Annotated in this window: 10 protein-coding genes; 6 read left to right on the forward strand and 4 right to left on the reverse strand. The window is 46.7% G+C overall.

Annotated elements, in window-relative coordinates:
- Positions 1-62: 62 nt before the first annotated feature.
- The 4 genes from SGRA_RS18830 to SGRA_RS18845 form a co-directional block, all read right to left on the reverse strand.
- On the reverse strand, positions 63-770 hold the full coding sequence (locus SGRA_RS18830; RefSeq protein WP_015694423.1) for an HNH endonuclease family protein: 708 nt from the start codon (positions 768-770) through the stop codon (positions 63-65).
- Positions 771-941: 171 nt separating this feature from the next.
- Complete coding sequence (locus SGRA_RS18835; protein WP_015694424.1) at positions 942-3,197, reverse strand: AAA family ATPase; 2,256 nt, start codon at positions 3,195-3,197, stop codon at positions 942-944.
- An 82-nt stretch (positions 3,198-3,279) separates the two neighbouring features.
- Entirely contained in the window at positions 3,280-4,572 is a 1,293-nt protein-coding gene (locus SGRA_RS18840) for a restriction endonuclease subunit S (RefSeq protein WP_015694425.1), read from the reverse strand.
- Entirely contained in the window at positions 4,573-6,915 is a 2,343-nt protein-coding gene (locus tag SGRA_RS18845) for a type I restriction-modification system subunit M (protein ID WP_015694426.1), read from the reverse strand.
- 497 nt (positions 6,916-7,412) lie between these two features.
- Here SGRA_RS18845 and SGRA_RS22510 point away from each other — a divergent pair, with 497 nt between their 5' ends.
- The 6 genes from SGRA_RS22510 to SGRA_RS18875 all read left to right on the forward strand — a co-directional run bounded on the left by SGRA_RS22510 (position 7,413) and on the right by SGRA_RS18875 (position 13,181).
- Complete coding sequence (locus tag SGRA_RS22510) at positions 7,413-7,859, forward strand: hypothetical protein (protein WP_015694428.1); 447 nt, start codon at positions 7,413-7,415, stop codon at positions 7,857-7,859.
- A 219-nt stretch (positions 7,860-8,078) separates the two neighbouring features.
- A complete protein-coding gene (locus SGRA_RS20955; protein ID WP_245538595.1) occupies positions 8,079-8,984 on the forward strand; it encodes a hypothetical protein in 906 nt (301 codons plus the stop codon).
- Between the two features lie 553 nt (positions 8,985-9,537).
- Entirely contained in the window at positions 9,538-10,539 is a 1,002-nt protein-coding gene (hemB, locus tag SGRA_RS18860) for a porphobilinogen synthase (protein WP_015694431.1), read from the forward strand.
- Positions 10,539-11,813: a replication-associated recombination protein A gene (locus SGRA_RS18865; protein WP_015694432.1), complete on the forward strand. Its 1,275-nt coding sequence runs from the start codon at positions 10,539-10,541 to the stop codon at positions 11,811-11,813. The genes hemB and SGRA_RS18865 overlap by 1 nt, the downstream gene beginning before the upstream one ends.
- Positions 11,795-12,361 (forward strand): hypothetical protein, encoded by a 567-nt coding sequence (locus SGRA_RS18870; RefSeq protein WP_015694433.1) that lies wholly within the window; start codon positions 11,795-11,797, stop codon positions 12,359-12,361. The genes SGRA_RS18865 and SGRA_RS18870 overlap by 19 nt, the downstream gene beginning before the upstream one ends.
- 166 nt (positions 12,362-12,527) lie before the next feature.
- Positions 12,528-13,181: a DUF2490 domain-containing protein gene (locus SGRA_RS18875; protein ID WP_015694434.1), complete on the forward strand. Its 654-nt coding sequence runs from the start codon at positions 12,528-12,530 to the stop codon at positions 13,179-13,181.
- The last annotated feature ends 1 nt before the right edge of the window (position 13,182 follow it).

A 13,182-nucleotide genomic window follows, 5' to 3' on the forward strand; every position in this document is an offset into this window, starting at 1 on the left:
CCCCAAACACATACGCCCGCAATACTAAGTTCATTCGTCTTGCTTGGCATCTTTGTTTTGTTTTAGCGTAGTTCTTTAAATCTCTTTTTTAGAAAAAAGATAAGCATGCCCTGAAAAGCCGTATAACGACCATTTTTAGGCTGCTCTAGCTTGGCTAACAGATCTCTAGCATAGTCTTCAGCTGTTTCCCATGACTTATTTCGCTGATCATAGCGATCTATCTTTCTACTTAATACATCCCAAGCCTGCTTACGAAGCCGAACTAAGGTCTGCGCATTTAACTTGAGCGTTTCCTTCAATTCCTTGTCTATGTTTGGATCTTTTGAGCTGATCGCCCCTCTATAATTATATCTAATATTAAATCTGCGCTCCTCATCCTTTTTTCTGATGCTAGCAGGATTAGGAATATACTTTAATTCCGTATTTCCCTTAGCACTATCGCAAAAGCGATCTTTCCCATCTAAATCTTCTCCCCCCTTACAAGCCGCAAACAGGTTGTTGTAGTCTGTGACTTTATCCGGATAACCATCCTGTGACTCAAAATGCTCAATCTTCATCTTTAGGTCCGTGCTCCCATCCTCATACACTCGCTCCTCTATGCTGTTCATACAATAACAACAAAGATAACCCTGCTCTGCCAACAAGGAATCCTTTAGCACGGCCCCCACTTCCTTTTTTAAGTCCTCAAAGTCTGGACTTGCCGTTTTTCGTCTTAGTTCTTTATAGCCCTCTATTACTTCTGCAGAAGGCCTTTTGTTTATCTGTTTCATCTTTAGTTTTGTTTTAGCTTGGCCGCCGCAAAGGAGCGCAGCGACTGGCCTAGCGATGTGCAGCAGTGCGGCCTAGCCGCAGACCAAGGCCGTTAGGCCGCAGGGCCGAGCGAACAGCGAGCTGCGGAACGTAGCGCCGCAAGGCGAAGCCGCAGCGGAGGCCCCAAAATATTAGTTCTCTAATTCCTCTTCTGCTAGCTTAAGCGCAAAATTCAATTTAAACATATCCGCATCTCTGGCGGGCAGTTTTAAAGCTTCTATTCGCTGCCTTGCCTCAGCCAAACTCTCGGCATTCTCCTCCTCTATTAAGGCAAATATGGCATCTATTTCTTGGGTCACTTCCTCATCTCGCTGCTTAACCCCCATCCACTCTAAGAAAATATCGGCAATGTCCCGACCATAAGTGAAGTTGATCTCCCTAGGCGCTTTGGCCGCTTCTTGCCCCCCAATAGGCGAATCCAAAATGTATACCTTGGCCGTCTCCCCATGAGCCTCTAAATAACTGGCCACCAAAGGCGAATGCGTGCTCACAATAAACTGCGCCCGAGGAAACTCCTCCGCTAAAGCATCTAAGATCTTGCGCTGCCATTTCGGATGCAAATAGGTGTCGATCTCATCGATCAAGACAATAGCTGGGTATTCATAAAATTCTGCATCATAATCTGCCGACTCATACAAGCGCCGAATCAAACGCCCCACCCAAGCAAATACATTCCGAAAGCCCTGACTAAGCAGATGAAAGGGTACTTTCCGCCCCTCTAACTGCAACCAAATCAAGTTTTCTTGATGCTCTACCTGAAGGAGCTCTACCTGCTGCTCCAAAATCTTAGACAATAAGCTAAAGATGAAGGTTAATACCGCCCCCTCATTATGTCCATTATTTTTATGACTATCTGCCTCCAAGTCTTTGATCCACTCCCCTAAGGCCGCATAGCGATTCTGATCCCTATTATAAATCAGGCTACTCACATCATTAAAGTTTGGCGCTAAGACCTTCTTGGGCTCATGATCGTCCTTGCTGCTGCCGGCCTGCAATTGCGGAAAACCCAAGAGCAAATGCTTGTATTGACTAAGGCCCGCCGCTAAGCCAAATGAATCCCGCTCTATCTGCATGCTATTATGTGCCCCAACAAAAAACATCCCAGCCTCCTTGCTGAACTCTACTTTATTGCGGTAGTCTTGCTCTAGCTCATAATCTACGGTAATCTTGCCCCGATAAGGATGCTCCAAACGATAGGTTCCCGTTTCTGTGTCAATCCGAAGCAAGCGCTGTATTTCCTTTTCTCGAAGATCTAAGGCGGGATTATCATCAATCCCCACTAAGCCCAAGGCCAAAGCCCGCAATACCGTAGACTTTCCGCTTCCATTATGCCCCAATAAACAGATGATCCGACTGCTTAAGTCTAACTCCAAACGCTCAAAATGTCCTATGTTCTCTAAGACTAAGCGCTGCAAGCGAAAATGCTGCTCTTTTCTGGGCGGCAAACTTGGGGCGCTGCTTGGGGTTGAGTCAGGAATTAGCTCATTAAAACTATTGTAACGAAGGCTCTTTCGATATGGCATGACCTTAGCCAACTGCCGCTCAAAAAATTCTTGCGGAATAAAGCCCAAATTCCCCAAGGGGCTCTTCTTATGCTGCTCTAGCAACAAAAAGGCATCTATGGTTTCTTTATCTCCATCTACAAAAGATTGCAGCCAAACAGAAAAATTTCCTACCTCATATTCTTTCTCCCAATAGCCGCCTTTTCCACCCTCCTTAGAGTTATACTGCATCCCCCCTAGCTTTACTGCCAACTTTTTAAAGAAGGCCGCTTTATTCATATTATCGCTAGCCGAAAGAATTAACTTAATATCCCCCATGAAAGTTATTTCCAAGTAGATATTAGGCCTTTTGGCCAATAGATCATCTCCCATCCAAAAGGAGATGATACAATTATCTTTATCCCCCAAAAAGAAATAACCCTTTTTGAGCATATTCGCTGTATTTCGAGCCCGTAAGCGAAAGTAAAGAGAAGGCTGCTCTTTTCTTAAAAAGTTTAAAGTCGATAGTGCAGATCTAGATATAGATACGCTTTCCCTTCCTAGTTCGAGTATTTTTTTGATTGTTGAATCATCGCTAACTTCTTCAAACGTATACCTAGACTTATATCTAAACAGTTCTTCAGGATTGAATATTTTAATTCTTGTAGGCGTTGACAGATACTTATTGAGCTTGGGAAGCTTATCAAAATACTCGGCCTCTTCAAATTCCTGAATAAAATCTCCTGTAATTTGAGCAAGTGCCATAGCCTCACCATAATCCCCGATAAGAATCCAAAAGTCTTCCTTAGAAACTAATTCATTTAGTTTTTGGGGATAAACAATAAATTCTGCCTCTATGAACAAATCGAGAAGCTCATCACCTACCTTAACACTCCAAAATCTCATAACTATTGCCTATTTGTTCCCAGTAGTCGCCTACCAGAAGGTTTCTATTCTATTTCGGTCCTTAAATATAAGTCTTTTTCCCCTACTCCCCCAAACACATACGCCCCCGAACAACCTCATCAATCAATACCTCCCGATACTCCCGCAAAGCCTTTATCCCCTTACGCTGATCCAATACCGCCCGAGCCGTCTTACTCACGACCTCATCTATAATATTAGAAATAAAGATTTGCTCCTCCATTGGAGGTAATAACAATGGTAATTGTTTAAAATCTTCAAACCGTATATCCCACTGACCAATCCGAACACCATATGAGATGCGATTGTACTCAGATATATATTTTTTACACCTAAGTAAATTATGTAAATATCGAGAATAAATTTTTGACGTATCAACCTCACATGTAATATAGGCAGGACTCACAATTCCTTTATAATTACTCACCCCCATAGATCCTTGCCATGCTTTCATTTTGTTAATGACAAAATCTCCAGGTTTCACTGCTTTATAGGTAGATGTATCTAAAGAAGTGGCATTATGATTATCATCTCGAGATGACTTTGGAATCACTCCATACTCACGATAGACAGATAAAACTTCATAATCAGGATGTCCCTTATCACTTTTCAGTTGCATTAAATCCCTGATTTTCAAAACCTCCCAACTCTCCGGAATCTCCCCCAACCAAGCTACCCCCGAATCCTTCATCTCTACCCCACTATCCAAACCCTGACTCACCGCCCGCTGAATCACAATCTGCTGCCGCTCTTCCAATAAGGCGATCATCCGCTCCTTTTGCGCTATGGCCAAATCAATCTGCGCACACTTCTGATCTAAATAATCCGCTATGCGACGCTGCTCGGGAAGAGGGGGGATGGGCATAAATGAATATGAAAGCTGAGGGTAGCTAATATTTTTCCCTTCTCTAATACCTACAACTGATGTTTGTAACTCAGAGATAAAAGTTGGACTCTTAAACAAATACTTATAATAACCATCCTCAATTTTTCTTCTAGCTCTAAGTACAGTGTAAGCAGGACTAATAATACCATCATGATGACAATACTCTAAGCCACCTTCAAAAGATCTTAAACTAATGGCAAAATCACCTTTAGCAATAAACTTGAAAGACTCTAGGTTTCCTGAAGGCATGACCATCCTCGTTGCTACCCATGATCTAGGAACAACTCCTTGACTTTGTGTTACAGATAACAACTCTGCCTCTGGTTTACCTTTCTCTGAATAATCCTTAAAAAGGTACTTCATCTTCACCACCTCCCAATGCGCGGGAACCTCCCCCAACCAATCTACCCCACTATCCTTATAGGCCGAATAAACGGCCTTTGTTGTTTTTTCCTTTTCAATCACTATCACTTATACCAACTTTAAAATTTCTGCAATCAATCCATCGCTTTCTGCTTCTAGCGTTCTGATCTCCTGACTCACTTCTTCTAGGGAGCGCAAGGGCTGATGACGATAAAAATATTTGTTGAAGCTAATCTCATAGCCCAGCTTTACGCTATCCAGATTGATCCAAGCCTCGGCAATATGCGGACGCACTTCCTCTAAGAAGTAGCTATGAATCTCTTCCTTTAAGGGAATGTTTTCGCTATCTCTCAAGCTGCTTTCGCTTTCATACTCCAAGTATTCGCCCGCCTTTCCGCTGGGATAATAGCCAAAGTCGGGCAGCTGCTCTAGCGTACAACCCAAATGAGCCAATAAGTTTGTTAGCTTTTGGCCGCTCAACTTCAAGCGGCGCTTAATGACCTTTTCGGCCTTGGCATCATAAGTACTTACTGCCGAATAAATGGCCTTTTTCTCTGTGGCCGATAGCTTTAGCCCCAAGGCCTTGATCTGCTTTGCTAGCGCTGCTACAAACTGATTGAAATCAAAATAGACCTGCTCCCCTATGGCCTGCATCAACTGCTGGGCCGCAGCATAAAGGGCCTGCCCTTTTTCCCAGCCCTTGGCGGTGGTTAAGGCCGTTTTTTGCTTGGCCGACAAAGAAATGCCCTCCGCCTCACAATAGGCCAAAAGCGCTTTCTTATGCTGCCCCAACTGCTGATAAACATCCTCCCCAAATTCGGCATAGGCCCAACGCATAGGCGCTTCTAAACCTCGCTGATAAAGCAGACTTTCAATGGCCTCCGCACTAAATTTAGCCCGCAAACGCTGTGGCCGCTCTATATTGACCTTATAATAGCCAAAATCCTGGTTCTCAAAAACCTGAGCCGCAATGCCCTCTTCTCCCTGCCGCTCTACAGTCGCCAATTCCTGATAAACCGATAGAATCTCCCCAATATGCGCCTGCGATAACTCACAGTTCTTATCTCCCAAGTTCTTACGCAACTTCTGATACAACTGACTCGCATCAATCAACTGTACTTTGCCGGCCCGCTCTGCCGACTTCCGATTGCTCAACAACCAAATATAGGTCGTGATCCCCGTATTGTAAAAGAGGTTGTTGGGCAACTGTATAATCGCCTCCAAATAATCTTGCTCTATCAAATAGCGACGGATATTGCTCTCTCCGCTGCCCGCATCGCCCGTAAACAAACTCGAGCCATTATGCACAGAAGCAATCCGAGAGCCCGTAGGACTTTCGGTCTTCATCTTGCTCAACATTTCCATCAAAAAGAGCAACTGCCCATCAGAAGAGCGGGGCGTAGCCGCCACAATTTCTTCTTTCCCCCAATAATCTTTGAGCGGCACTAAAAAACGAACATCGGTGCCATCTACACCATCAATATACTTCTTCTCCGAGCTCCAAGACTTGCCATAGGGCGGATTAGAGAGCATAAAATCAAACTGCAAACCCGCAAACTCATCGGTAGATAAGGTAGAGCCACTGCGGATATTTGCGGGGTCATTCCCCTTAATCATCATATCCGACTTACAAATCGCATAGGTTTCATCATTGATCTCTTTGCCAAAGAGGTATACATCATGATCCGTACAACGGATTTCCCCCTCCTCATCTTTCACAAAATTCTGCGCCTCGGTCAGCATCCCCCCCGATCCACAAGCGGGATCATAAATCGTCATCACCTTGGGCAAGGCCTCCTTAATCGGCAAAAAGACCAAACGGCTCATTAAATCAATGACCTCTCTGGGCGTAAAATGCTCCCCCGCTTCCTCATTGTTTTCCTCATTAAACTTCCGAATCAACTCCTCAAAGACATAGCCCATCCCCAAGTTAGTCAAAGCGGGCAGCTTATTCCCCTCAGGGTCTAGCTTATCCTGATTGGTCAGGTTAATACCAGGCGATATAAACTTCTCCACCACCGCCAGAAGCACATCCTTATTCACCATATGGCGAATTTGCGCCCTGAGGTTAAACTTCTCAATAATCTCCTGCACATTTTGGCTAAAGCCCAGCAAGTACTCCTCAAAATTGGCCAACAACAACTGGGGGTTATTACTTGTCCGCTCATAGAACCGTTGCAAGGTCCACGTACTCGTATTATAAAAAACATAGCCCGAAGCATGCTGCAAAGCATGCTCATCCCAATCCACCAACTTCATCACCTCCTTCTGAAAATACGCCTCTTCCAAAACGGCTTCCTTTGTATCTTCCAACAAAGCATCCAAACGCCGCAAAACCACCATGGGCAAAATCACATCACGGTACTTTCCACGCACATAAATATCTCGCAAACAATCATCTGCAATAGACCAAATAAAGGACACCAATTTATTATGAACAGCTGTATTCATTTTCTTCTTTCTCTGATTAACAATAACTGCGAATATAATATAATATTTCGCTTGTCCTGCCTATCCTTCTTCATCTCTTTTTGGGGCCTCCGCTGCGGCTTCGCCTTGCGGCGCTACGTTCCGCAGCTCGCTATTCGCTCGGCCCTTCGCCGCCTAGGGCGGCTCGGTCTGGCCTGACGGCCACTGCTGCACATCGCTAGGCCTGCGGCCCTTCGGGCCTGCTATCTGGGCCTTTGGCCTGCGGCCATGGGCTGCAGCTTAAAAGCCGCAGCCAGATTAGGATCCAATGAGCTAACGCTTTATGGGGTCCATGGCCTGCAGCTTAAAAGCCGCAGGTCCTGAAAAACCTAAGTCCCTGCCTTCTATCTTAGAAGCAGGGGCTTTTAAGCTCCTGCGGCGAGCAAGATGATGGCCCAACCGGATTGGCTGCGGCCTTTAGGCTGCAGATGGCGGCTTTGCCGCCATGGCCGAAGGCCAAAAAGCCCATCAAAACCTTTATGCCCTATTCTGTAGCTGCAGAATACCCCATCAAAACCTTTACGCCCTGTTCTGCAGTTGCAGAATACCATATCAAAACCTTTATGCCCTATTCTGCAGTTGCAGAACACCATATCAAAACCTTTATGCCCTATTCTGCAGTTGCAGAATACCATATCAAAACCTTTATGCCCTATTCTGCAGTTGCAGAACACCATATCAAAACCTTTATGCCCTATTCTGCAGTTGCAGAACACCATATCAAAACCTTTATGCCCTATTCTGCAGTTGCAGAACACCATATCAAAACCTTTATGCCCTATTCTGCAGTTGCAGAACACCCCATCAAAACCTTTATGCCCTATTCTGCAGTTGCAGAATACCATATCAAAACCTTTATGCCCTATTCTGCAGTTGCAGAACACCCCATCAAAACCTTTATGCCCTATTCTGCAACTACAAACTAAATCCCCTATTTAACGCACCAAATTGATAAGTCGTAAACAGCAAATACCAAAAAAGTTATAATTATTTAGGAAAAAGTTTGACATTTAAAAAGTATTTGCCTAAGTTTATAACGTTATCTATTTTACAACCCCAATAATTTTATTATTATGTTTCAAAACCCAGATTGGGCAGCCCTAAGTAATTTCTTTTATAGCAGTACGAAAGGCTCCTTCAAAAAAATGTATCAGCTAGCTACAGATCATTTGAGCAAGCTACGCATCAAAGCGGCTACGGATCCTGACATTCAGGACATCTTGACCTTTTTCGAGCCTTTTTATTTTGCTTTCTTGCAGCAGTATGAGCGTTCTATTGATGGGCGTACGGCTTATCATGCAAAAACAGCAGAGTTTAAGGAGCTGCTAGAAGAAGTAACGGGGCCCCTACTTCGCCGTTGGGCCGCCGAGATTCAGATCAGCTATGACAATCAGAGCCGTCAGTACAAAAGCTTCTTTCCGCAGGGCCGTGGCGTTTTTCAAAATAATAGCCTTGAAGTTCGCATCCAACTGGTTAAAACCTTGGGGCGCAACCTACTCCAAGATCCCCAATTGGCTACCCTAGGAACTACCGTTGCCAGCTATGGCCAACAACTAGAAGATCTCCGCAACGAACAGCAGGGACTAGAATACCACTACAGTAACAACTCTACCCTGCTCGAGCAGCAGCGAGAAGAATTGTCTTTGGGACTCTTTGCCTGCTTTGCTCGCCTAGAGTTTCACTACTACCGAGACATCAATCAGGTGGCTGACTTTTACGAACTCAAGTACCTCCGCCGCAACAACAACGGTAGCAGCGAAGAAAGCACAGAAGAAGAAGATTATGGCCTCTTTGAGATAGATCTAGCTGCAGAAAGCCGCTCACTGCAGCTAGAGGGTTTGCTCCGTGGTGGGGAAAACATCCGCATTACCCATCTAGAAGGAGAGCCCATTAAATACTACTCCGCCGCTAATGCAACTGACAGCCCCGCTCAGATCTATGAATTGCAGCCCAACCAAAGCGTTAGCTTGCAACTGCCTGCGGGCCACCGCTTGCTCTTCTTTGATAATCCAGCAAGCCAAATGGCTAAGATTGAATTGGAATTGATGTAGGGGGGCTCCCCTGCAATCTACAGGCCCTGATATACCTGCGGGTTAAAACCCGCAGCCAGATTAGGATCTAATAAGCGAACTCTTTATCGGGTCCATGGCCTGCAGCTTAAAAGCCGCAGGTCCTAAAAAACCTAAGCCCCTGCCTTCTATCTTGGAAGCAGGGGCTTTTAAGCTCCTGCGGCGAGCAAGATGATGGCCCAACCGGATTGGCTGCGGCCTTTAGGCTGCAGATGGCGGCTTCGCCGCCATGGCCGAAGGCCAAACGGCCCAGCGCTGCGGAGGCCCGTTTCGGTAGGTTAAAACCCACCGCAACAATGGTATTGCTTCGCAATGATATATAGATGAGGGTTGAAACCCTCATTAAATTTAGCCCCGCAGCATAGCGGCGGCCAGCTTGCTGGCCGCGGGCCCCAAATCCTCAGCTAGAAAAGGAGAAGGACAGCAGAGAACAGTTTTCAAAGGGTTGCTTTGTCAGTTTGCAGTAAAAAAAGGGAGAAGCCCTCGTTTTTAAGGCGCTTATTTTTAACTTTCGGCCAGAACAAAACGATGAAAAATGTTTCCATATAATCAAAGTCGGCCCCGCCGCAACAGAAAAAACCCCGCCGTCCGAGCCCATATTCAAGAGCATCATCTTACGGTAGATCGCTTGATGTATCCCCTCTTTTTGGTCCAAGGAGAAGGCGTTAAAGAAGAAGTGAGCTCTTTGCCCGGCAACTACCGCTGGAGCCTAGAACTTCTTTTGAAGGAAATTGAAAGCTGTATGAATTTGGGCCTGCAAAGCTTTGTGCTTTTTCCGGCTGTGCCCGAAGATTTTAAGGATAAAGTAGCCTCTTATAGCTATGCCGAAGAGAATTTTTATCTGCATGCTTTGCGCCGCATCAAAGAGGAGTTTCCAGAAGCTTGTTTGATGACCGATGTGGCTATGGACCCTTATAGCTCTGATGGACATGATGGCTTAGTAGACGAATACGGCCAAATTCTAAATGATGAAACCCTGCCTATTTTGAGCAAAATGGCCTTGGCCCAAGCTCAGGCGGGCGTAGATATTATTGGTCCCAGCGATATGATGGATGGCCGTGTGGCCCATATTCGCCAGACCCTAGACCAGGCGGGTTTTGGCCATACCTCCATTATGTCTTATACGGCCAAATATGCCTCGGCTTTTTATGGTCCCTTTAGAGATGCCCTAGACTCGGCCCCAAAAGCTGGAGATAAAAAGACCTACCAGATGAGTCCCGCCAATAGCCGAGAAGCCCTTATTGAAGGCCGATTGGATGCAGCAGAGGGCGCTGATTATTTGATGGTAAAACCCGCTTTGCCTTATCTCGATATTATTGCTTTGCTTAACCAAAACTTTGAGCTGCCCATTGCCGCCTATAATGTAAGTGGCGAATGTGCTATGCTCTCGGCCGCTTGCGAAAAGGGTTGGCTGGATTTTGAAAAGGCCATGCCCGAAATGCTCATGAGCATCCACCGAGCTGGGGCCAAAGTGATTTTGAGTTATTTTGCCAAGGCCTATGCAGAAATGGCCAAGGCTGGAAAAATTAAGTTTTAATGCAACCATTAGCCGAACGCCTGCGCCCCCAAAGCCTAGATGATTATATGGGCCAAGAACATTTGTTGGGCGCAGGCGCCCCGCTTCGCAATATGCTCCAATCGGGCCAATTGCCCTCCCTGATTCTTTGGGGACCTCCAGGTATTGGCAAAACGACCTTGGCCCGCTTGCTGGCCCAAGAATCTGGCCGCCCGCTGCATAGCCTCTCGGCTGTAGATGCGGGCGTCAAAGAACTTCGGGAGCTGCTGCAAAGAGCCAAAAAACAAAATCTCTTTCAACAAGGGAAAAGTCCCTTGCTCTTTATTGATGAGATTCACCGCTTTAGCAAATCGCAACAAGATGCTTTGCTCTCTGCTGTAGAGCAAGGAGTGGTTACCCTTTTGGGCGCCACCACCGAAAACCCTTCTTTTGAGGTCATTCGCGCTCTGCGCTCTCGCTGCCAGATCTATCGTCTGCGGCCCCTAACGGCCCAGCAACTACAAAGCATTGCCGAGCAAGCCTTGGCCAAAGATGAATTGCTCCAACAATATAAGGTGGAAGTGGTTGATGCCGAGGCCCTGCAACAATATGCAGCTGGAGATGCTCGTAAGCTGCTCAACATCTTAGAGTTGTTGGTGGGTAGCCATGCTGATCCCAAGCAGCCTTTGCGCATTACGGCCGATCTATTGGCGGAGGTACTACAAGAGAATCTGGCCGCCTACGACAAAAATGGCGACTGGCATTATGCCGTGACCTCGGCCCTGATCAAATCTATCCGTGGCTCGGACCCCAATGCCGCCCTTTATTGGCTGGCGCGGATGTTGGCGGGAGGCGAAGACCTCAAGTTTATTGCCCGAAGATTGATTATTTCGGCTAGTGAGGATATTGGGTTGGCCAATCCCAACGCCATCCTTTTGGCCAATCAATGTTTTGAGGCCGTGGACCGCATTGGCTATCCCGAATCTCGGATTATACTCTCGCAGACCGTGATTTATTTGGCCTGTTCGCCCAAAAGCAATTCCGCTTATCAGGCCATCAATAAGGCGATGGAGCTGGTGGAAAAAACCGGACAACTAGAGGTGCCATTGGCCCTTCGGAACCCTCGCTCTCAGGAGGACCGACAAGAGGGTTTTGGCGATGGCTATCTTTACTCACATGCTTATCCCGGCCATTTTGTAGAGCAAGAATTTATGCCCGAAGCCCTGCGGGGGCACAAACTTTATGAGCCTGCTCAAAACGCTCAAGAGCATAAGTTTAAACAAAAACTCGATCAGTATTGGAAAAAATATCGCTAACTCTCTTGCTGCTGCTCCCCTTTGGCCTCTTGGCCCAAAAGGTAGAATTTGAAAAGCGTTCTCGCTACGACAAGCTCCCTCCTGCCATGCAGGAAAGTCTGCAAGCGCTCTATGGGCAGCTGCCCAAAAGGGCTAAATTTTACCAAGAGTACCAAAAGGAAAGCTATAGTTATGAGGCCAAATTTCGCTATCGGGGCCATTGCCATAGTGTGGAATACGATGCGCAGGGGCAACTAGAAGATATTGAGGTTCGCCAGAAGTGGAAAAAGCTGGCGCCAGAGATTAGGCAGCCGATAGAGCAAGCCCTAGCGCAGCAATTTAAGCGTTATCGCATTCGCAAGCTACAGCTGCAACTGACTGGCCCAGAGCAGGATTTAGCCCAGCAATTGCAGACTCACAAGCTGCTTATCCCCTCTGCTTATGAACTCATCATCAAGGGGAATGATGGCCAAGGCTGGCAGCTTTGGGAATTTCTATTTACGGCAGAGGGCCAAATTCTTCGGCAAGAGCAGTTGATAGAAGCCAGTAGTTGGCAATTAGATTATTAGTATTTTTTGGGGCCCGCGGCCGGCTAGGCTTCGCCTAGGTCGGCCGCCGCTATGCTGCGGGGCTCACAGGTCTGTTCGGCCCTTCGCCGCTTTCAGCGGCTCGGTCTGGCCTTCGGCCACCCCTGCGCAGCGCTGGGCCAGGGAAGCCCATCCAATTTCTTTCTCTATGCGATATCTCTTTTTCTTCTTTCTCTTAGTTAAGGCGGGCGGACTTTATGCTCAAGAATTTAAGCAAGAGCAGGGTATTTTGTCCGAACTCCTTTTGCGCTACAAGCATAACAACAGCTGGCGTTCAGGCTTCAAGTTAGAGCATTTTGCTCAGTTTCCGCCTTTGGTGCATAGTAGTTTCAATGCCCAATACTTTCTAGATTACAAAACGAATAGGGGCTTAAAATTGGCTTGGGGTTATCGTTTGGCTCAGGATGCGGGGCAGGCCATTAGTCATCGTTTTATTCAGCAACTGGCTTGGGGGCAGAAATTATCGCTAGGGCAATTGGGCCATCGTTTTCGTTTGGAGGGCAACTGGGGGGGGCAGCGGCGGCCTGAATATCGCTTGCGTTATCGGCTATCGCTAGAACGTCCCTTAATGGGCCAAAAAATCAATGCAAAAGAGCTATATTGGCAGGCCTCAGAAGAGCTACTGCCGGGCTGGCGGCCTGAGGGTGGGCAATATGAAAACCGCTTGGCCATTTCCTTGGGATATCGTTCGGCGGGGGCTTGGCGTTTACTGCTTGGAATAGAGCAGCGGCTTCGGTTTCGGCCAAGGGCGCTACGGCAGCAAATTTGGGGAAAGATTTATTACATCTACGCTATTAACTAAG

This window comes from Saprospira grandis str. Lewin (genome assembly GCF_000250635.1).
Classification (GTDB): domain Bacteria; phylum Bacteroidota; class Bacteroidia; order Chitinophagales; family Saprospiraceae; genus Saprospira; species Saprospira grandis.

Excerpts from the sequence above, each read along its gene's own strand:
- SGRA_RS18835 (WP_015694424.1), bottom strand. The coding sequence starts at position 3,197 with ATGAGATTTTGGAGTGTTAAGGTAGGTGATGAGCTTCTCGATTTGTTC.
- SGRA_RS20955 (WP_245538595.1), top strand. The coding sequence starts at position 8,079 with ATGTATCAGCTAGCTACAGATCATTTGAGCAAGCTACGCATCAAAGCG.
- SGRA_RS22510 (WP_015694428.1), top strand. The coding sequence starts at position 7,413 with ATGCCCTATTCTGTAGCTGCAGAATACCCCATCAAAACCTTTACGCCC.
- SGRA_RS18830 (WP_015694423.1), bottom strand. The coding sequence starts at position 770 with ATGAAACAGATAAACAAAAGGCCTTCTGCAGAAGTAATAGAGGGCTAT.
- hemB (WP_015694431.1), top strand. The coding sequence starts at position 9,538 with ATGTTTCCATATAATCAAAGTCGGCCCCGCCGCAACAGAAAAAACCCC.
- SGRA_RS18845 (WP_015694426.1), bottom strand. The coding sequence starts at position 6,915 with ATGAATACAGCTGTTCATAATAAATTGGTGTCCTTTATTTGGTCTATT.
- SGRA_RS18865 (WP_015694432.1), top strand. The coding sequence starts at position 10,539 with ATGCAACCATTAGCCGAACGCCTGCGCCCCCAAAGCCTAGATGATTAT.
- SGRA_RS18875 (WP_015694434.1), top strand. The coding sequence starts at position 12,528 with ATGCGATATCTCTTTTTCTTCTTTCTCTTAGTTAAGGCGGGCGGACTT.